General features: G+C 64.4%; 24 protein-coding genes and 1 tRNA gene. 9 read left to right on the top strand and 16 right to left on the bottom strand.

Translation table 11 applies throughout. The features are described 5' to 3' along the window. The first annotated feature begins 208 nt into the window (after positions 1-208). The 4 genes from BMI90_RS06260 to BMI90_RS06245 all read left to right on the top strand — a co-directional run bounded on the left by BMI90_RS06260 (position 209) and on the right by BMI90_RS06245 (position 3,667). A complete protein-coding gene (locus BMI90_RS06260) occupies positions 209-1,336 on the top strand; it encodes a bifunctional 2-C-methyl-D-erythritol 4-phosphate cytidylyltransferase/2-C-methyl-D-erythritol 2,4-cyclodiphosphate synthase (RefSeq protein WP_078527326.1) in 1,128 nt (375 codons plus the stop codon). A gap of 4 nt (positions 1,337-1,340) precedes the next feature. Further along, the gene (locus BMI90_RS06255; protein WP_078527324.1) at positions 1,341-1,847 is read left to right on the top strand and encodes a phosphatidylglycerophosphatase A; all 507 of its coding nucleotides are present in this window, start codon (positions 1,341-1,343) and stop codon (positions 1,845-1,847) included. Continuing rightward, entirely contained in the window at positions 1,847-2,320 is a 474-nt protein-coding gene (locus tag BMI90_RS06250; RefSeq protein ID WP_078527322.1) for a CinA family protein, read from the top strand. The genes BMI90_RS06255 and BMI90_RS06250 overlap by 1 nt, the downstream gene beginning before the upstream one ends. A 168-nt stretch (positions 2,321-2,488) precedes the next feature. Further along, positions 2,489-3,667, top strand: a complete 1,179-nt coding sequence (locus tag BMI90_RS06245; protein WP_078527320.1) for an ammonium transporter — start codon at positions 2,489-2,491, stop codon at positions 3,665-3,667. 79 nt (positions 3,668-3,746) lie between these two features. Here the strand turns inward: BMI90_RS06245 and BMI90_RS06240 are convergent, their stop codons facing one another. Next, a complete protein-coding gene (locus BMI90_RS06240) occupies positions 3,747-4,205 on the bottom strand; it encodes a type II toxin-antitoxin system RatA family toxin (protein WP_078527318.1) in 459 nt (152 codons plus the stop codon). Positions 4,206-4,289: 84 nt separating this feature from the next. On the opposite strand from BMI90_RS06240, the gene hpt reads away from it, so the two are divergent. Together hpt and BMI90_RS06230 are read left to right on the top strand one after the other, a co-directional pair. Then, positions 4,290-4,838 carry a hypoxanthine phosphoribosyltransferase gene (hpt, locus tag BMI90_RS06235; RefSeq protein ID WP_078527317.1) on the top strand — a complete coding sequence of 183 codons (549 nt, stop codon included), beginning with the start codon at positions 4,290-4,292 and terminating at the stop codon, positions 4,836-4,838. Next, positions 4,835-5,017 (top strand): hypothetical protein, encoded by a 183-nt coding sequence (locus BMI90_RS06230; RefSeq protein ID WP_078527314.1) that lies wholly within the window; start codon positions 4,835-4,837, stop codon positions 5,015-5,017. Before hpt ends, BMI90_RS06230 begins: the two co-directional genes overlap by 4 nt. Positions 5,018-5,165: 148 nt before the next feature. Here the strand turns inward: BMI90_RS06230 and BMI90_RS06225 are convergent, their stop codons facing one another. The 9 genes from BMI90_RS06225 to yajC form a co-directional block, all read right to left on the bottom strand. Next, positions 5,166-5,702 (bottom strand): DsbE family thiol:disulfide interchange protein, encoded by a 537-nt coding sequence (locus BMI90_RS06225; protein WP_146671228.1) that lies wholly within the window; start codon positions 5,700-5,702, stop codon positions 5,166-5,168. Next, positions 5,695-5,913, bottom strand: coding sequence for a heme exporter protein CcmD (ccmD, locus tag BMI90_RS06220; RefSeq protein WP_078527310.1), 219 nt, complete (start codon positions 5,911-5,913; stop codon positions 5,695-5,697). The genes BMI90_RS06225 and ccmD overlap by 8 nt, the downstream gene beginning before the upstream one ends. Further along, complete coding sequence (locus tag BMI90_RS06215) at positions 5,910-6,638, bottom strand: heme ABC transporter permease (protein WP_078527308.1); 729 nt, start codon at positions 6,636-6,638, stop codon at positions 5,910-5,912. The genes ccmD and BMI90_RS06215 overlap by 4 nt, the downstream gene beginning before the upstream one ends. Positions 6,639-6,701: 63 nt before the next feature. Continuing rightward, positions 6,702-7,358 (bottom strand): heme exporter protein CcmB, encoded by a 657-nt coding sequence (gene ccmB, locus BMI90_RS06210; RefSeq protein WP_078527306.1) that lies wholly within the window; start codon positions 7,356-7,358, stop codon positions 6,702-6,704. Between the two features lie 166 nt (positions 7,359-7,524). Then, positions 7,525-8,157: a heme ABC exporter ATP-binding protein CcmA gene (gene ccmA / locus BMI90_RS06205; protein WP_078527304.1), complete on the bottom strand. Its 633-nt coding sequence runs from the start codon at positions 8,155-8,157 to the stop codon at positions 7,525-7,527. Next, positions 8,157-8,531 (bottom strand): Mth938-like domain-containing protein, encoded by a 375-nt coding sequence (locus BMI90_RS06200; protein WP_078527302.1) that lies wholly within the window; start codon positions 8,529-8,531, stop codon positions 8,157-8,159. The genes ccmA and BMI90_RS06200 overlap by 1 nt, the downstream gene beginning before the upstream one ends. Beyond that, positions 8,515-9,501 (bottom strand): protein translocase subunit SecF, encoded by a 987-nt coding sequence (gene secF / locus BMI90_RS06195; RefSeq protein WP_078527300.1) that lies wholly within the window; start codon positions 9,499-9,501, stop codon positions 8,515-8,517. The genes BMI90_RS06200 and secF overlap by 17 nt, the downstream gene beginning before the upstream one ends. Positions 9,502-9,514: 13 nt before the next feature. Continuing rightward, positions 9,515-11,179, bottom strand: a complete 1,665-nt coding sequence (gene secD, locus BMI90_RS06190; RefSeq protein ID WP_078527298.1) for a protein translocase subunit SecD — start codon at positions 11,177-11,179, stop codon at positions 9,515-9,517. 21 nt (positions 11,180-11,200) lie between these two features. Next, positions 11,201-11,539 (bottom strand): preprotein translocase subunit YajC, encoded by a 339-nt coding sequence (yajC, locus tag BMI90_RS06185; protein ID WP_051692612.1) that lies wholly within the window; start codon positions 11,537-11,539, stop codon positions 11,201-11,203. A 341-nt stretch (positions 11,540-11,880) separates the two neighbouring features. On the opposite strand from yajC, the gene BMI90_RS06180 reads away from it, so the two are divergent. Together BMI90_RS06180 and BMI90_RS06175 are read left to right on the top strand one after the other, a co-directional pair. Then, positions 11,881-12,066: a DUF4169 family protein gene (locus BMI90_RS06180; RefSeq protein ID WP_078527296.1), complete on the top strand. Its 186-nt coding sequence runs from the start codon at positions 11,881-11,883 to the stop codon at positions 12,064-12,066. Further along, positions 12,063-12,287 (top strand): ribbon-helix-helix domain-containing protein, encoded by a 225-nt coding sequence (locus tag BMI90_RS06175; RefSeq protein ID WP_078527294.1) that lies wholly within the window; start codon positions 12,063-12,065, stop codon positions 12,285-12,287. Before BMI90_RS06180 ends, BMI90_RS06175 begins: the two co-directional genes overlap by 4 nt. On the opposite strand, the gene BMI90_RS06170 is transcribed toward BMI90_RS06175, so the two are convergent. The 3 genes from BMI90_RS06170 to BMI90_RS06160 form a co-directional block, all read right to left on the bottom strand. Then, positions 12,263-13,090 carry a lysophospholipid acyltransferase family protein gene (locus tag BMI90_RS06170; protein ID WP_078527292.1) on the bottom strand — a complete coding sequence of 276 codons (828 nt, stop codon included), beginning with the start codon at positions 13,088-13,090 and terminating at the stop codon, positions 12,263-12,265. The genes BMI90_RS06175 and BMI90_RS06170 overlap by 25 nt on opposite strands. Then, a complete protein-coding gene (locus BMI90_RS06165; protein WP_078527290.1) occupies positions 13,087-13,863 on the bottom strand; it encodes a GNAT family N-acyltransferase in 777 nt (258 codons plus the stop codon). Before BMI90_RS06165 ends, BMI90_RS06170 begins: the two co-directional genes overlap by 4 nt. 135 nt (positions 13,864-13,998) lie before the next feature. Continuing rightward, complete coding sequence (locus tag BMI90_RS06160; protein ID WP_078527288.1) at positions 13,999-14,178, bottom strand: DUF3553 domain-containing protein; 180 nt, start codon at positions 14,176-14,178, stop codon at positions 13,999-14,001. 26 nt (positions 14,179-14,204) lie between these two features. On the opposite strand from BMI90_RS06160, the gene BMI90_RS06155 reads away from it, so the two are divergent. Then, entirely contained in the window at positions 14,205-14,819 is a 615-nt protein-coding gene (locus BMI90_RS06155) for a histidine phosphotransferase family protein (protein ID WP_078527286.1), read from the top strand. An 8-nt stretch (positions 14,820-14,827) separates the two neighbouring features. Here BMI90_RS06155 and BMI90_RS06150 read toward each other — a convergent pair whose 3' ends face one another. The 3 genes from BMI90_RS06150 to BMI90_RS06140 all read right to left on the bottom strand — a co-directional run bounded on the left by BMI90_RS06150 (position 14,828) and on the right by BMI90_RS06140 (position 16,508). Continuing rightward, entirely contained in the window at positions 14,828-16,093 is a 1,266-nt protein-coding gene (locus BMI90_RS06150) for a glutamate-5-semialdehyde dehydrogenase (protein ID WP_078527284.1), read from the bottom strand. After that, complete coding sequence (locus tag BMI90_RS06145; protein ID WP_078527282.1) at positions 16,090-16,350, bottom strand: RND transporter; 261 nt, start codon at positions 16,348-16,350, stop codon at positions 16,090-16,092. Before BMI90_RS06145 ends, BMI90_RS06150 begins: the two co-directional genes overlap by 4 nt. A gap of 81 nt (positions 16,351-16,431) precedes the next feature. Further along, positions 16,432-16,508 (bottom strand) — tRNA-Asp (locus tag BMI90_RS06140).

The raw sequence follows: 16,508 nt of genomic DNA, 5'->3' as shown, positions 1-16,508 counted from the left end.
TCCTGTCACTCTTTGAACCAAGATCTAGGCGTTCGACCGGAGAATCACAATTGGATCCAGCCCTATGTGGCGGGAAAAATCAGCATTTGCGTATTTTTTGATCAAAGGCAGTAGTCACAATGTCGCATCGCGGGCCACGCGCGATGCATTTCAGACGATTGCACCGCCCTGCCCCTTGGCCTAAGCCTTTGGCGCAAAGGGAGTGCTCATGACTGTCGCCGTGATCATCGTTGCCGCCGGGCGCGGCACCCGCGCCGGAGGGGCGCAGCCGAAGCAATGGCAGATGCTCGCCGGCAAGCCGGTGCTCGCCCATACGGTCGCGGCTTTCGCGGGCATGAAGCGCATCGTCGTTGTCCTGCATCCCGAAGACATGGCGCGCGGCGTGGCGCTTTTCGGCGGCGCGGTTACGCTCTGCGCCGGGGGGGGAAGCCGTGACGCCTCGGTGCGCAACGCGCTGGAAATGCTTGAAGGCTCGGGCGTGAGCAAGGTGCTGATCCATGACGGCGCGCGGCCTTTCGTTAGCCCCGAGGTGATCGACGGTGTCCTGAAGGCGTTGGAAACAGCCCCTGCCGCAGCGCCCGCCCTACCCGTATCGGACGCGCTCTGGACCGGGGCCGAGGGTCAGGTCACCGGCACGCAGGACCGCAGCGGGCTTTGGCGCGCGCAAACCCCGCAAGGCTTCGATTTCGACGCGATCCTGAGCGCCCATCGCGCTCACCCGGGCGGGGCCGCCGATGACGTTGAGGTCGCCCGTGCCGCGGGCCTTTCGGTTGCGATCACGCGCGGCTCGGAAGACAATTTCAAGATTACCTACCCGGAGGATTTCGCCCGGGCCGAGAGACAACTTGGAGGCAAGATGGATATCCGTTTGGGGCATGGCTATGACGTGCACGCGTTCGAGCCGGGCGATCATGTGATCCTCTGCGGGGTCAAGGTGCCCCATAGCGCCACGCTCAGGGGCCATTCCGACGCCGATGTGGGGATGCATGCGCTGACCGATGCGATCTATGGCGCGCTGGCCGAGGGCGATATCGGGCGGCATTTCCCGCCCTCGGACCCGCAATGGAAGGGCGCCGCGTCGGAAATCTTCCTCGATCATGCGGTGAAACTGGCTGAGACGCGCGGCTTCCGGATCGGCAATGTCGATGTCACGCTGATCTGCGAGCGCCCGAAGATCGGCCCCCATGCGCTCGAGATGGCCTCAGCGCTTGCCCGCATCATGGGGATGGAGCCGGGCCGGATCTCGGTCAAGGCGACCACGTCGGAACGTCTGGGCTTTACGGGCCGCGAGGAAGGCATCGCCGCCATCGCCACCGCCACGCTGATCAAGGAGTAAGCCCATGCTGCGCGCCATCAACACGGTCGGATATGTCGGCCTGCTCAAGCCCGCCCCCGGCACCTGGGGCTCTCTGGTCGCCGTTCTGGTCGGCTGGGCCATCGAACATTGGCTGGGCTTCATCCCGCTCGTCATCGCGACGATCGCGGTCACCGCACTTGGTTTCTGGTCGGTGCGCGCGCAGCTCGGCGACAGCACCGACGACCCCTCCGAGATCGTCATCGACGAGGTCGCGGGCCAATGGGTCGCCCTGCTCTTCCCCGCGTTTGGCTTCTGGTCGCGCGGGCTCTCGACGGGCGTCGAGCTGCACATGGTCTGGCCCGGCGCGGTCGCAGCCTTTGTCTGTTTCCGCCTGTTCGATATCTGGAAACCCTGGCTCGTGGGCGGCGCGGACCGTCGCCACGACGCGACCGGCGTGATGCTGGATGATCTTTGGGCCGGTGTTTTCGCGGGTGTCGTGACCATCCTCCTCGCTGCGCTGTATCACGTCGTCTTCCTGGGGATGATGTGATGAGCCTGGCCGCGGAGGTTCTGGAGGCCTGCAAGGCGCGCGGATGGATGCTGGCGACGGCCGAGAGCTGCACCGGCGGCATGGTCTCCGCCGCGCTGACGGACATCGCGGGCTCTTCGGCGGTCGTCGAGCGCGGCTTCGTCACCTACACCAACGCGGCCAAGCGCGAGATGCTGGGTGTGCGCGCCCAGACGCTCGACGCGCATGGCGCGGTCTCGGAAGAGGTGGCGCGCGAGATGGCCTATGGCGCGCGCGCCCACGCGCCCGTGCAACTTGCGGTCGCGATCACCGGCATTGCGGGGCCCGGAGGATCGGAGTTCAAACCCGAGGGTCGGGTCTGTTTCGGGCTGGCCTGCGAGGGGCGCGAAACCCTGACCGAGACCGTCGAGTTCGGCGCTGCGGGGCGCGAAAATGTGCGCAAAGCGGCGCGTGACCACGCGCTGAAACTGCTCCTCTCTGCGGCGCTGTCGTGATTCAATTGCGACTATTTTCTAGTCGCCGATATGGTTTAGCGCCTATTTTTTGCCCATTACGCAAATTGCCGCGCATTTAATCACTTCTGTAGGCCATTGAATCTTTATTGAGCAGTTCGCCTATGCCCCTTCCCCCTCCAAGACGGACAATCGAGGAGGAATCGAGGGATGAATGGGGCGGATACCGCTTGGATCATGGTGGCCACGGCACTCGTGCTGATGATGACGCTGCCGGGGCTGGCACTGTTTTATGGCGGGCTCGTTCGGGCGCGCAACGTGCTGTCGATCTTCATGCAGTGCTTCTCGATCGCGGCGCTGATGAGCGTGCTCTGGCTGCTCTTTGGCTATTCCATCGCCTTTGGCGAGGCCAACGGCTATTGGGGAGGCCTGGGCAAGTTCGCCCTGCTCGGGATCGGGCCGGATGCGCTGTCGGGCACGATCCCCGAAATCGTCTTCTTCTCGTTCCAGATGACCTTCGCGATCATCACCCCCGCGCTGATCGTCGGCGCCTTCGTGGAACGCATCAACTATTCGTTCGTGATGACCTTCACGGGGCTCTGGATGCTGCTGATCTATGCGCCGGTCGCGCATTGGATCTGGGGTGGCGGCATCATGGCCGATGGCGGGATCTGGGGTGCGGAAGGCACAAAGGATTTCGCCGGCGGCATCGTGGTGCACGAAACCGCCGGTCTGGCGGCGCTCGTGCTCGCGCTGATGATCGGGCCACGCACGAAGCGCAACACGCCGCCGCACAACCCCGGCATGGTGGCGATGGGCGCGGGTCTGCTCTGGGTCGGCTGGTTCGGCTTCAACGGCGGCTCGGCGCTGGCCGCGGATGGCGTGGCCGGCATGGCGATCACCGTCACCCATCTTTCGGCCGCCGCTGCCTCGCTCAGCTGGGCGCTGTGGGAGCGTATCAAGTTCGGCCGCGCCTCGATGGTGGGCCTCGTGACCGGCACGATCGCGGGCCTTGCCTCGATCACCCCCGCGGCTGGCTGGGTCGGCCCGATCGAAGCGCTGGTGATCGGTTTCGCCGCCGGGATCATCTGTCAGGAATTCGTGATCCTGATCCGCGAGAAACTGCATGTCGACGACAGTCTCGACGTCTTCGCGGTGCATGGCGTGGGCGGCATTTTCGGCACGATCATGATCGCGGTCTTCGGCCACGGATCCTTCGTGGCGCAGCTCGGCGCGCTGGCGGTGGTGGGCGTGTTCACGATCGTCGGCAGCTGGATCCTCGCCAAGCTCGTGGCGCTCGTCTTCCCGATCCGCGTCAGCCAGGAGCACGAGACGAACGGTCTCGATCTCTCGACCCATGGCGAGCGCGCCTATGACATGAACTCCTGAGCGCAACCGTTTGGGATCACTGCAAAGGCCGCCTCTCTGGGCGGCCTTTTTCATTGGGCGATCGAAGGTGAGGCGGCGCTTACCCTTGCGCGCCGTAAAGCTCTTCGGCGCGTTTTTCGAAGGCGCGCACGATGCGATGCATCGCCTCGTTGAACACCACCCCGATCACACCCTGAAGAATCGCGTTCTTGAATTCGAAATCGACGTGGAAATCGACATCGCAGCCACCATCTGGCCGGTCGCGCATCTTCCAATGGCTGTGCATGTATTTGAACGGCCCGTCGAGATATTCGGTCTCGATGTGATGATCCGCCGGATGCAGCACCACGCGCGATCCGAACTTCTCGCGGAAGACCTTGAAGGAGATCACGAGGTCGGCGAGCATCAGCACCGAACCATCGGGCTGTTCTACGCGCGAGCGGATCCGCGCCGCCGAGTTCCACGGCAGAAATTCCGGATAGCGGGCCACATCGGCCACCAGATCGTAGATCTGCTGGGCGCTGTAGGGCATGACGCGGTTCTCGTGATGCTTGGGCATGTCTCTTCCGTTTCCTTGCGCATCTTGATGCGATAAAGCTGGGGGCGAATTCAAGCCCCGCGACCCGATCAAAGGCCCGACATCATGACGCAGAGTCCCTATGTGATCGACCAGATGATCTCGGCCAAGCAGATCGCTGCACGAGTCGAGGAACTGGCCGCCGAGATCACCCGCACCTTCGCCGAGACCGACAAGCTGGTGGTGGTCGGCCTTCTGCGCGGCTCTTTCGTCTTCATCGCCGATCTCGTGCGCGAGATCGACCTGCCCGTCGAGGTCGATTTCCTCGAGGCTTCCTCCTATGGGGATGGCACCGAAAGCACGCGCGAGGTGCGCATCCTCAAGGACCTGCGCGCGGGAATCGAGGGGCGCGACGTGCTCGTGGTCGAGGATATCGTCGATACCGGTTTCACGCTGAAACATGTGATGGGGATGCTGCGCGCCCGCAAACCGGCGCGGATCGAATGCTGCGCGCTTCTCGACAAACCCGCCCGGCGCGAGGTGGACGTGCGCGCCACCTGGACCGGCTTCGAGATCCCCGACGAGTTCGTCGTGGGCTACGGGATCGATTTCGCCCAACGCAACCGCAACCTGCCATTTATCGGCAAGGTGCGCTTCCTCAAGGGTGAGGCGTGAACATCACCTGGCTGATGCGGATGGCGAAATGGGCGCGCCGTCCGCCCTCGATGCTGCATGTGAAGATCGCGGCGGTGGCGTTTCTGGCGGCGATCGTGATCGTCGTCGTGGACAAGCTCGGTTACTGGCCCGACTGGGCGAAGCTGAACCCGCGCGGGCTGAGAAACTGGAAGCCCTGAGGACAAGGGGCGCCGCTCCTTTGTCCTTGTGGCCATTCACCCCCAGGAACTTTCAGGCGGCTGGACAGCAGACTGCCCCGGTCTTGCCACCGCGCGAAAATTTCCTGTGGGGCGGCCTTTTCGTTGAGCCGCCCGACCACAGGAACCTTTATTTCGCGGCGGCCTTGCCTTCCAGCAGCGGGCGCAGATCGGAGGCGATCACGCGCTCGGTCACAGGGCCTGCAAAACGGAACAGAACCTTGCCCTCGCCATCGACCACGAAGGTCTCGGGCACACCATAGACGCCCCAATCGAGCGCCATCTGCCCTTTGGGGTCGGCGCCGAGCTCGGCATAGGGGTTGCCCATATCCTCGAGGAACCCCTGCGCCTTCGACGGCGTGTCCTTGTAATTCACCCCGTAGATATCGACGCCTTCCTTCGACAGCGCTTCGAGATTGGGATGTTCGATCCGGCACGGCGCACACCAGCTGGCCCAGAAATTCACCAGCTTGATCTTGCCGTCGCGCAGATCGCTGTCGGTGAAGGGCTCGAACTCACCCAGCGGTTCGAGCTGCACGGGCGGCGCGGCCTTGCCGGCGAAAACCGTGGGCAGCTGGGTCGGATCCTCGCGGTTCATTCCCCAGATGAAAAGCCCTGCGAGCGCGGCGAAGATCACCGGCGGCAGGAGCATAAGCGGCTTAACCATCGAAGCCTCCCTTTCGGCGCGCCTCGGCCTCTGCCAGCTGTCGCTTGATCTTCGCGCCCCGCATCAGCGAGACCACGACGATCAGAACGAGAAGCAGGATCGTAGCGCCCCAGGCGATATTCACCGTGTAAGTGTAGGATTTGGTGGACGGATCCACGAGGACGACGCCGCCATCGGTGACGGTCGTTCCTTGCCCGGTCGTATCTGTCATGCCATGCGCTCACGTTGCTGGAGCGCACCCAGACGGCGCGCGCGGACCTCGGTGCGGGTGCGGATCAGCACCAGTGCGACGAAGAACAGGACGAACCCGGCCATGCACATCAGAAGCGGGAACCAGTAGACATCGGCGATGTGCTGCTCCTGGTCCATCGAAAGCGTCGCGCCCTGATGCAGGCCCTGGTTCCAGAAATTTGCCGCATAGCGCGAGAGCAGCGCGAAGACGGCCCCCACGAGACACAGAACGCCCGTCAGATCGGCGGCGGTGTCGGGGTTCTCGACCGAAGCCCAAAGCGCAATATAGCCCAGGTAGAAAAGAAACAGGATCAGGAACGAGGTCAGGCGCGGATCCCATTCCCACCACGTTCCCCACATCGGCTGGCCCCAGACGGCGCCCGTGATCAGCGCGATCAGCGTCATCACCGCGCCGATCGGGGCTGCGGCCTTCGCGGCCAGCGCCGAGACATGGTGGCGCCGGATCAGCCAGATCAACGAGGTGACCAACATCATCACCCAGATATTGATCGCCATCATCGCGGCGGGCACATGCACATAGATCACTTTCACCGAACCCCCGAAATTCTCGGCGGAAGGCACGAAGAAATAGCCCCAGATCAGCCCGGTGATCAGCGTGACCGCGGCCAGACCGATCGTCCAGGGCAAGACCTTGTCCGAGGTCTTCATGAATTTGACGGGGTTGGCGTATTCCCAGATCGACATCTTGTTGTTCTGCTCACCTTTTGGCCGGTTCGGCCCTTCCTAGCATGGCGTGCGCCGGATGCCCTAGCGCAGATTGACGCGGATCGCGGCCGCAGAGGCGAAGGGCACGAGCGCGATGGTCGCGGCCGTGATCCCCGCCAGCATCAGAAGCGGCACCTGGGTGTTCATCCCCTCGGCGCCACGGCGCACGAGCTCCGCACCGAAGATGAGGGTCGGAACGTAGAATGGCAAGACCAGCAGCGACAGAAGAAGCCCGCCGCGCTTGAGCCCGACCGTCAGCGCCGCCCCGAATGTGCCAAGCACCGACAGCGCCGGAGTGCCCAGCAAAAGCGCCACGATCATCCAGAGCTGCGCCTCGGGGGCGAGATGCAGCAAGATGCCGAAGACGGGGGCCGCGACGACAAGCGGCAACCCTGTCGTGATCCAATGCGCGAGCGCCTTGATGCTGACCACCCCTTCGAGCGGGATCGGCGCGGTCACCAGCAGATCAAGCGAGCCATCCTCGTAATCGAGCGCGAAGATCCGGTCGAGCGAGAGCAGACAGGCCAGAAGCGCACCCAGCCACAGGATCCCGGGGGCGATCCGCGCAAGGATCTCACCTTGCGGCCCCACACCGAACGGAACCAGCGTCACCACGATCAGGAAAAATGCAAGCCCGAGGCCGAAGCCCCCGCCCGCGCGCACCGCCAGCCGCAAATCCCTGAGAAGCAATGCGATCATGCCGCGCCTCCGTTATCGGAGCGACGCATGGGGGCGCTGCCCCCCTCGCGGCTGCGCCGCTCACCCCCCGGGATATTTCGGGCAGTTGGAATGAGAATGTCACCTTCCAGCTGCTTCAGATATCCCCGCCGGAGGCATCCTGGCGCGCCACGCGCGCAACGCCCGGTCATAGGAAAGCCTCGTCGAAGGCGCCCATCATCCCGCCCTCTTCGGGCGGCCGGGCCTTGAACGGGCCGAGATCGAGCACGCGGGCCTCATCGAGGCCGAGATCGATATGGGTCGCGATCAGAGCCGCGCCACCGGAGGCGAGATGGCCACGCACGGCCTCGGCGAAGAGCGTGACAGAGGCGGTGTCGAGCGAGACGGTCGGTTCGTCGAGCACCCAGACCGGACGCCCCGTCACCAACAGGCGCGCAAGGCCGAGCCGGCGTTTCTGTCCCGCCGAGAGGCTGAGTGCCGCGCGATGCTCCAGGCTGCGAAGGTTCATCCGGTCAAGCGCGGGCTCGATATCGTGGGTGGCGTAGACCGAGGACCAGAAAGTCAGGTTCTCGCGCACGGTAAGGGTCGATTTGAGACCGTCGGAATGCGCGGCATAGGCCATGCTCTCGGGCGGCATCGACACGGTCCCCGCGAGCGCCGGCTGCAGCCCGGCCAGCGTGCGCAGAAGCGTCGTCTTGCCGATCCCGTTCGGTCCGCGCAGCACGAGCGCGTGGCCCGCCTCGAGCGTGAAGTCGAGGTTTTCGAGAACCGGCAGACCGCCGCGCGAAACCGCGAGCCCCGCGACCGAGAGCATCGTCATCACGGCTCTCCCTTCGCGGGCATCGCGATCAGCGCGCAGCCGACACGGCGTCCCTCGGACAAAAGCACGTTATAGGTGCGCGCGGCCGACGGTGTCGCCATGCCCTCGCACATGATGCCTTTCGCTTCGAGTTCGGCCACGAAATCCTTCGGCAGATGGGCGATATCGGCCCCTGTCCCGACGAAGAGCAGGTCGATCTGACCGGCGAGCGCTGCAAGCGTATCGCGGTCATCATACCCGCCCCACTCCCCGCAGCGATCGGCCATCACCCAGACAGACCCGTGCCGGACCTCCCCCGCGACGCGGAAAAAGCCCGGCCCGTAGCCGTCGATCGGCAGCGAGGCTCCGAAATTCGCCTCAGTCAGCAGCGACATCGGACTTGTCGAAGAACTGCTCGGCGGGGTCCTTCTTCTCCTTGTTGCGGTCTAGGCCGATGAACAACACGATGTTCTTGGCGACGAAGACCGAGGAATAGGTGCCGACGATCACGCCCCAGGTCATCGCGAAGACGAAGTTGCGGATCACGTCGCCACCCAGCACCAGCAGCGCGATCAGCGCCAGAAGCGTGGTGCCCGAGGTCATCACGGTCCGCGACAGGGTCTCGTTGACCGAGAGGTTCATCACGTCGCGCAGCGGCATCTTCTTGTATTTCACGAGGTTCTCGCGAAGACGGTCGAAGACGACGACGGTGTCGTTGATCGAATAGCCCAGGATCGTCAGCAGCGCCGCGATGATCGACAGGTCGAACTTGAACTGGAAGAGCGAGAAGATCCCGATCGTCACGGTCACGTCATGCACGAGTGCCGCGACCGCGCCCACCGAAAACTGCCATTCGAAGCGCATCCAGATATAGACGAGAATCGCGAAGACGGCGGCCAGAACCGACCAGACCGCGGTCCAGATCAGCTCGCCCGAGACCTTGGGACCGATCGACTCGGTCGCCACGATCTTGATGTCCTTGTTCACGGTCTGAAGCGCGTCGAGCACCTTTGCCTGGGTGTCGGGGCTGATCGCCTCCTGCCCGTCCTGGGCCTGGATGCGGATCGTGACGACCTTCTGGTCATCGCGGAAATTCGGGTCATAGACCTGCGTGATCAGTACATCGCCCAGATCGAGCGGCGCGATGGCCGAGCGGTAGGCGCCGATATCGACCGGCTCGGTCTGGTCGGCCTCGGTGCGGATCGTGGTGCCGCCCCGGAAGTCGATGCCGAGATTGAGCCCCATGGTGAGCACGAGCACTACCGAGGCCAGCACCATCGCCACCGAGAACCCGAAGGTCAGGAACTGGTGCTTGAAGAAGTCGAACGTCGTGTGGTCGGGGACCAGTTTCAGACGGAATGCCATGTCTCGATCTCCCTTACAGAACCAGTTCCTTGGGCCGACGGCGCGCGAACCACAGGCTCACGAACAGCCGCGTCACCCAGATCGCGGTGAAGACCGAGGTAACGATCCCGATCAGGAAGGTGACGGCGAAGCCACGCACCGGGCCCGCGCCCAGCACGAAGAGGATAACAGCCGTCAGGAAGGTGGTCACGTTGGCGTCGATGATCGCCGACATCGCGCGCTCATAACCCAGCTCGATCGCGCGGGCGGGTTTCTTGGCGATGCGCAGCTCTTCGCGGATCCGCTCGAACACGAGCACGTTGGCGTCGACCGCCGTGCCCATGGTCAGCACGATCCCCGCGATCCCGGGCAGCGTCAGCGTCCCGCCGATCAGCGACATGATCGCGAAGATCAGCGCGATGTTGATGCCAAGCGCGACGGAGGCGAAGACCCCGAAGAGCCCGTAGGAGGCCACCATGAAGACCACGACCAGGACCGCGCCCACGGCGGCGGCAAGCTTGCCGGCGGCGATCGAATCCGCGCCCAGTTCCGGGCCGATCGTGCGTTCTTCGAGGAAGGTCATCGAGGCGGGCAGCGCGCCTGCGCGCAGCAGGAGCGCCAGATCGGTCGCCTCCTTGACGGTGAAGCGGCCCGTGATGATGCCCGAGCCACCCGCGATATGGCTCTGGATCGTCGGGGCGGAGATCACCTTGTTGTCCAGCACGATCGCGAAGGGCTTGCCGATATTGGCCTGCGTGTAATCGCCAAAGGTGCGTGCGGCCGAGGCGTTGAAGCGGAACGCCACCGCCGGATAGCCGTTCTGATCGGTATCGGGACGCGCATCGGTCAGATCCTCGCCCGTCACCACCGGAAGGGGATCGAGGATGTAATAGAGCCCCTGCTGATCCGCCGCGGGCAGGATCTCTTCATCGGTGCCGGTCGCCTGGTTCGGGTTCGATGTGGTCCCGATCACCGAGTTGAAGGTCAGTTTGGCCGTGGTGCCGATCAGCTGCTTGATCTCCTGCGCCGAGCTCGCCCCCGGCACTTGGATCAGGATACGGTCCGAGCCTTCGCGCACGATGGTCGGCTCGCGCGTGCCCGCCGCGTCGATCCGGCGGCGCACGATCTCGAGCGATTGTTGCATCGTGCGATCGTCGGTCGAGGCTTTTTCGGCGTCCGAAAGCTGGATCACCAGCTGATTGCCCTCGGCGGTGATCGCGAGCGTCTTCTGCCCCACGCCGGTCAGCGAGGCGAGCGGCGTATTCAGCGTCTCGGCGATGCGCAGCGCTTCCTGGATCTGGTCGGCATTGCCGATCTGGATGCGCAAGACGCCGGGATCGGACTTCACGCGGCGGATCGAGCCGAGCGTTGCACGCTCATCGGCCAGAGCCTTGCGGAACTCCGGCCAGAGACCGTCGACGCGGGCCTTGTAGACCTCGGTGACATTGACCTGCGCCAGAAGCTGGGCGCCTCCGCGCAGATCGAGGCCGAGATTGATGATGTCCGAGGGCAGCCAGTCGGGCCAGCTGGCCCGGGCGGCCTGCTGCTCGGGCGTCAGGGCGTTGCCCTTGGCCTCGGCGGAGAGCGCGTCGTTATGGCCCTCCACCCGGTTGTAAAAGACGTTGGGCGCGGCGAAGACGATCCCGATCAGGACGACGATCAGGATCAGCGCGCGCTTCCACAGCGAGATCTGCAACATGGGCGAAGGGCCTTATATGGCTTATTCCGAGGTCTTGGCGGGTTCGGTCTTCGACAGAACCTGAACGATGGTCGCCTTCACGACACGCACCTTCACGCCCTGCGCGATCTCGACCTCGACCTCACCGTCTTCACGGATATGGGTCACCTTGCCGATAATGCCACCTTGGGTGATCACGTTGTCGCCACGGCGCAGCGCCTCGAGCATCGACTTGTGCTCCTTGGCCTTCTTCTGCTGCGGACGGATCAGCAGGAAATACATGATCACGAAGATCAGGATCAGCGGCAGGAACTGACCGAAAGCGGCTGCGGGATTGGCGGCGCCACCGGCGGCCTGAGCGAAAGCGGGGGTCACGAACATCACAAATGGTCCTTTGTCTTGGGCCTTGGGGGCATCTCGCCCCGGTTTGTCGGCGCGCACCCTATCCGTGGCCTCCGACCTTGGCAAGGCGAAGCGGTCGGGCGCGGCGCCCCTTCACGCCGCGGTGATGACACCCCTCTCGCCCACCCCGCTTGCCCATGGCGCGCGCCCTCGGCGCAGTTGCCGCCCACATCTTCGAATTGGCTCAAATATCCCGGGGGGCTCGCGGCACGCGAGCGGGGGCAGCGCCCCCTCGCGATCCGCCATCGGGCCGCCATCGGGCGATTGCCGCCCTCAACCTACCTCTTTTCCGACTCCCCGAGCTGTGGCAGGCTGACGTCATGAGCAAGATCACAAATCTCAACCAGTTTCGCAAACAGCGCGATCGTGTGAAGAAGCGCGCGCAAGGCGATGAGAACGCTGCGAAATTCGGCCGAACCAAAGCGCAGAAATCGCTCGAGGCCGCCCGCGAGGAAAAAGCGCGGCGCGATCTCGACGGTCACCATCGTGAAAGCGGTGAGGAATGAGCCGCCCGAAGAAGCGCTCACTGACCCTGGGCGGGCATCGCACTTCGGTCACCCTCGAGGATGAATTCTGGCGCGTGTTCCGCGAAATCGCGGCCGAAAAATCCCTCGGCATCAATGAATTGGCCGCTGAAATTGATGTCGCTCGTGGCACCGAGGCGGGGCTTGCGACCGCGATCCGGCTCTATGTTCTGGCCTATTATCGTGACCGCGCGATCTCGTAGGGAAGCCCCGCGCGCACCGCAGCCTCCGCCGCCCAGGCCAGCTCCTTGCGCGACGGGTAATCGGCAACTGACAGCGGCGTGTGAAAGACGATCTCGACCGAACCCTGCCGGCGTTGGGCCAGCACCTTCAGCAGATGCGGCCCGAACTCCATATCCCCCCACCAGCCGTAAAAGCGCGGATCCTCGCCCTCGGGCGGACGGTAGACCACCGTCACCGGCTGGATCTGCATCACCTTGTCGAGCCCGTGGCTGTAGAAAGCCTGAAACAGCGTCGGCTTGAAAGGCAGCACCCGGCGCGCGTCGGTCGAGGTGCCCTCGGGAAAGAAGAGCAGGTGATGGCCCGCGCGGATCCGCTCCTCGAAAAGCGCCTGCTGGGCCTTGGCCTCGCGCGGATCGCGCTTGATGAACACGGTGCCAGTGGCGCGGGCCAGCCAGCCGACGAAGGGCCAGCGCGCGACCTCGGCCTTGGAGACAAAATAGACCCGCTGGCAGGCGTTGAGCGCGAAGATATCAAGCCAGGAGCCGTGATTGGCCACCACCGCGCCGATCTTGTTCATCGGACGGCCACTCACCCGGTAGCCCATGCCGAGGATCGGCAGGCTCATCCGGCAGACCATCTGGGTAATCCAGGGCGTCCAGGGGCGCGCAAGCCCGTGGATCGGGCGCTCGATCAGGCGCAGCACGAGCAACGCGACAAGGCCGGTGAGCAGCACCAGCCCCCAGATCACCCCACGCGCGATCGCCCTTGCCCAATCGAAAGTTCCAAGCGGTTTGGGATCGGGTTCCTCCTCGATCCAGCTCATCCCTTGCCCTCGAAGCGCCGCGTATAGAAGGCGCGGTGCTTGTCGCTCATCGCCTTGGTATCCATCAGCAACAGCACGTCGGTCGTATTGAAGGGATGGTCGATGAAGGCCCCCTCGCCCACGAAGCCGCCCAGCCGCAGGTAGGCCTTGATCAGATTGGGCATCTGCGCCATCGCCGCGCGCCGGTCGAGATCGGCTTCGCTGACCAGATCCATGCGCTGGAACGCCTCGGGACGCGCGCGCGCGCGCAACGCCTCGGGGGCGAGATGATGATGATGGAGCCAGGCAAGCGGCATCTTCAGCGCCTGTGGATCGGTGCCATGGAACGAGGCCACGCCGAAGAGGATCTCTACCTCATGGGCGAGCACGTAATCGGCCAGCGCATTCCAGAGCAGAAGCATCGCCGCCCCGCCCCGGTAATCGGGATGCACACAGGAGCGGCCCAGTTCGAGCAGCTTGCGCCCCGAGGCGCGCAGCGGCCCCAGATCATATTCGGCGTCGCAGTAGAAATGACCGGCCTCGGCAGCGCGGTCGGAGGTCAGCAGCCTGTAGGCGCCCACCACATGTTCACCCTCGGGCCGGTTGCGATCGACAAGCAGAAGGTGATCATAGACGGGGTCGAGATCGTCGCGTTCGATGCGCGCGTCATGATCGACGGTCTGCCCACCGCCGCCGAGCTCCTCGACGAAGACACGGTACCGCAGACGTTGCGAGGCCTCGAGATCCGCCCTGCCCCGGGCGAGCCTGATATCGAATGCCGCATTCTCGCTCACGCATCTCCTCCTGGCGCCCGCGTCGTGGCGCAGATGTAGAAAGCCCTGACCGTCATGGCAATATGCGAAGACACCGAATAAAGCCTGAGGTTGTTTTTGTGACTCGACCTGTCCCGCTCAGGTGTTAACCTTTCATCAACCCTGATCGGGGAAAACCAGTTCAAGCGAGACTCTTCGCCCGTCAATCACCTGTTTGCCCACATGTTCGAAATTGACCGTTACTTTCTCGCCGATCCGCGACTGCACCTGGCCGATACCCCAGTCGGGCTGCGCGGGGTTTCGTACCAGCATGCCGGGTTCAAGGATCTCATACATTTGCGCCCTCACTTTCGGAGATATTGATGCCGTTCGAAACCGTCGAGGCAAGCTTGAACGAGACTGACCTGACCGCCTTGCTGGGTTCGCGCCTCTGCCATGACCTGATCAGCCCGATCGGCGCGATCGCAAACGGGCTCGAATTGCTCACCATGAGCTGTGCCACGCAGGGCCCCGAGATCGAGCTGATCGAGCAAAGTGTCGCGGCAGCCAATGCTCGGGTGAAATTCTTCCGCGTGGCTTTCGGCCAATCGAGCGAACAACAACAGCTTGGCCAGCCCGAGATCGCCTCGCTTCTGGCCGGGATTTCGGCACAAGGCAGGCTGCGCCTGCATTGGGAGATCTCGGGCGATCATGCCCGCGGGCTCGTGAAACTGGCCTTCCTGTCCATCCTCTGCCTCGAGACGGTCCTGCCCTATGGCGGTACGATCACCGTGCGCGATTGCGGCGGGCGCTGGGAAATCGGGGCGCAGTCCGAGAAGGCGCGCGGGGATGCACGGCTGTTCTCGACGCTGGACGGGGCGCATATCGACGTCACGCCCGCGCAGGTGCAATTTGCCTTGCTGCCGCGCCTGGCGGCGCGGCTGGGGCTTGGCCTCGACTGGGCGCTCACCGAAACTGGCGGCGTAATCCGGTTCTGACGCGCCGCTCAGGGCCGCACCGTGCCGTCGCCGGTCACCAGGTATTTGAACGAGGTCAGCTGCTCGGCCCCTACCGGGCCACGCGCATGCATCTTGCCCGTCGCGATGCCGATCTCGGCCCCCATCCCGAACTCGCCGCCATCGGCGAACTGGGTCGAGGCGTTGCGCATCAGGATCGCGCTGTCGAGACGCTCGAAGAACCGCGCCGCCGCCGCATCGTCCTCGGTCAGGATCGATTCCGTGTGCTGGCTGCCGTAGCGGCGGATATGTTCGATCGCGCCATCCACGCCGTCGACGATCTTCGCGGCGCAGATCATGTCGAGATACTCGCGACCGTAATCGTCGGCCGCGGCTTCGGTTACGCCCGCGATCGACAGCAGATCACCCATGCCGCGCACCTCGACGCCCGCCTTGAGCAGATCCTCGACCAGAACACCGCCATGTTTGTCCCAGAACGCGCGATCGATCAGCAGGCATTCCATCGCCCCGCAGATCCCCGTGCGCCGGGTCTTGGCGTTGAGCACGACCGCACGCGCCTTCTCGAGATCCGCCGCACCATCGGCATAGACATGGCAGATGCCCTCTAGATGGGCGAAGACCGGCACGCGCGCCTCGGCCTGCACGAGCCCGACGAGCCCCTTGCCGCCGCGCGGCACGATCACGTCGATATAATCGGTCGCTCGCAGCATCTCGGCCACCGCCGCACGGTCGCGCGTCGGCACCAGCTGGATCGCATCCTCGGGCAGGCCCGCCGCCTTCAGCCCCTCGACGAGGCAGGCATGAATCGCGCGGCTCGAATGATAGCTCTCCGAGCCGCCGCGCAGGATCACCGCATTGCCCGATTTCAGGCACAGCGCGCCGGCATCGGCGGTCACGTTGGGCCGTGATTCGTAGATCACGCCGATCACACCCAGCGGCGTGCGCACGCGCTGGATATGGAGCCCCGAGGGCATGTCCCATTCGGTGATCACATCGCCCACCGGATCGCGCTGCGCCGCAACGGCACGCAGGCCTTTCGCGATCGCCTCGACGCGCGACTGATCGAGCATCAGCCGATCCATCATCGCCGGGCTCAGCCCCTTTTGCGCGCCGTAAGCCATGTCCTCGCCATTGGCGGAGATGATGTCGCCCGCATGCGCGAGCACCGCATCGGCCGCCGCCTCGAGCGCCTTTTGCTTGGCTTGCGCGCTCGCGAATGCGAGCTCTGCCGAAGCCGCCCGCGCTGCGCCTCCGAGCCGTTCGATCAGCGCCTTTGCGTCCAGTTCATCCTTCATGCCGCACCTCCGCCGGTCTTGCCGGTCTGTCCCGTCTTCACCCATTGGCCCAGTTTGATCGCAAGGATCACCCATGGGGTGCCATGCAGCAAGAGGTCGAACCAGTCGATCGGACGCACCAGAGTGCCCGCCACCAGCATCTTGAGCTTTTCCCAGATATGCGGTTCGGGCGTGAACGGCGCGAGGCCCAAAAGCCCCGCGAAGAGAATGGCCTGAAACAGGGTGATATGGTCAAAGACCTGCTTGATCCAACGCATCGAACTCTCCCGAATTTCGCCCGGATATAGGCGAGCGGGGCGCGATTCACAACGCAACTTTACAAGTCCGAGAGGAAGAAGTGGCGCGGTTGACGGGGCTCGAACCCGCGACCCCCGGCGTGACAGGCCGGTACTCTAACCAACTGAGCTACAACCGC

The sequence above is a fragment of the Thioclava sp. L04-15 genome (assembly GCF_002020275.1).
Lineage (GTDB): Bacteria > Pseudomonadota > Alphaproteobacteria > Rhodobacterales > Rhodobacteraceae > Thioclava > Thioclava marina.
This window is presented reverse-complemented; position numbering and strand designations above follow the sequence as displayed.

Coding starts and splice junctions, on each gene's coding strand:
- BMI90_RS06260 (WP_078527326.1), top strand. CDS start 209: ATGACTGTCGCCGTGATCATCGTTGCCGCCGGGCGCGGCACCCGCGCC.
- BMI90_RS06255 (WP_078527324.1), top strand. CDS start 1,341: ATGCTGCGCGCCATCAACACGGTCGGATATGTCGGCCTGCTCAAGCCC.
- BMI90_RS06250 (WP_078527322.1), top strand. CDS start 1,847: ATGAGCCTGGCCGCGGAGGTTCTGGAGGCCTGCAAGGCGCGCGGATGG.
- BMI90_RS06245 (WP_078527320.1), top strand. CDS start 2,489: ATGAATGGGGCGGATACCGCTTGGATCATGGTGGCCACGGCACTCGTG.
- BMI90_RS06240 (WP_078527318.1), bottom strand. CDS start 4,205: ATGCCCAAGCATCACGAGAACCGCGTCATGCCCTACAGCGCCCAGCAG.
- hpt (WP_078527317.1), top strand. CDS start 4,290: ATGACGCAGAGTCCCTATGTGATCGACCAGATGATCTCGGCCAAGCAG.
- BMI90_RS06225 (WP_146671228.1), bottom strand. CDS start 5,702: ATGGTTAAGCCGCTTATGCTCCTGCCGCCGGTGATCTTCGCCGCGCTC.
- ccmD (WP_078527310.1), bottom strand. CDS start 5,913: ATGACAGATACGACCGGGCAAGGAACGACCGTCACCGATGGCGGCGTC.
- BMI90_RS06215 (WP_078527308.1), bottom strand. CDS start 6,638: ATGTCGATCTGGGAATACGCCAACCCCGTCAAATTCATGAAGACCTCG.
- ccmB (WP_078527306.1), bottom strand. CDS start 7,358: ATGATCGCATTGCTTCTCAGGGATTTGCGGCTGGCGGTGCGCGCGGGC.
- ccmA (WP_078527304.1), bottom strand. CDS start 8,157: ATGACGATGCTCTCGGTCGCGGGGCTCGCGGTTTCGCGCGGCGGTCTG.
- BMI90_RS06200 (WP_078527302.1), bottom strand. CDS start 8,531: ATGTCGCTGCTGACTGAGGCGAATTTCGGAGCCTCGCTGCCGATCGAC.
- secF (WP_078527300.1), bottom strand. CDS start 9,501: ATGGCATTCCGTCTGAAACTGGTCCCCGACCACACGACGTTCGACTTC.
- secD (WP_078527298.1), bottom strand. CDS start 11,179: ATGTTGCAGATCTCGCTGTGGAAGCGCGCGCTGATCCTGATCGTCGTC.
- yajC (WP_051692612.1), bottom strand. CDS start 11,539: ATGTTCGTGACCCCCGCTTTCGCTCAGGCCGCCGGTGGCGCCGCCAAT.
- BMI90_RS06180 (WP_078527296.1), top strand. CDS start 11,881: ATGAGCAAGATCACAAATCTCAACCAGTTTCGCAAACAGCGCGATCGT.
- BMI90_RS06175 (WP_078527294.1), top strand. CDS start 12,063: ATGAGCCGCCCGAAGAAGCGCTCACTGACCCTGGGCGGGCATCGCACT.
- BMI90_RS06170 (WP_078527292.1), bottom strand. CDS start 13,090: ATGAGCTGGATCGAGGAGGAACCCGATCCCAAACCGCTTGGAACTTTC.
- BMI90_RS06160 (WP_078527288.1), bottom strand. CDS start 14,178: ATGTATGAGATCCTTGAACCCGGCATGCTGGTACGAAACCCCGCGCAG.
- BMI90_RS06155 (WP_078527286.1), top strand. CDS start 14,205: ATGCCGTTCGAAACCGTCGAGGCAAGCTTGAACGAGACTGACCTGACC.
- BMI90_RS06150 (WP_078527284.1), bottom strand. CDS start 16,093: ATGAAGGATGAACTGGACGCAAAGGCGCTGATCGAACGGCTCGGAGGC.
- BMI90_RS06145 (WP_078527282.1), bottom strand. CDS start 16,350: ATGCGTTGGATCAAGCAGGTCTTTGACCATATCACCCTGTTTCAGGCC.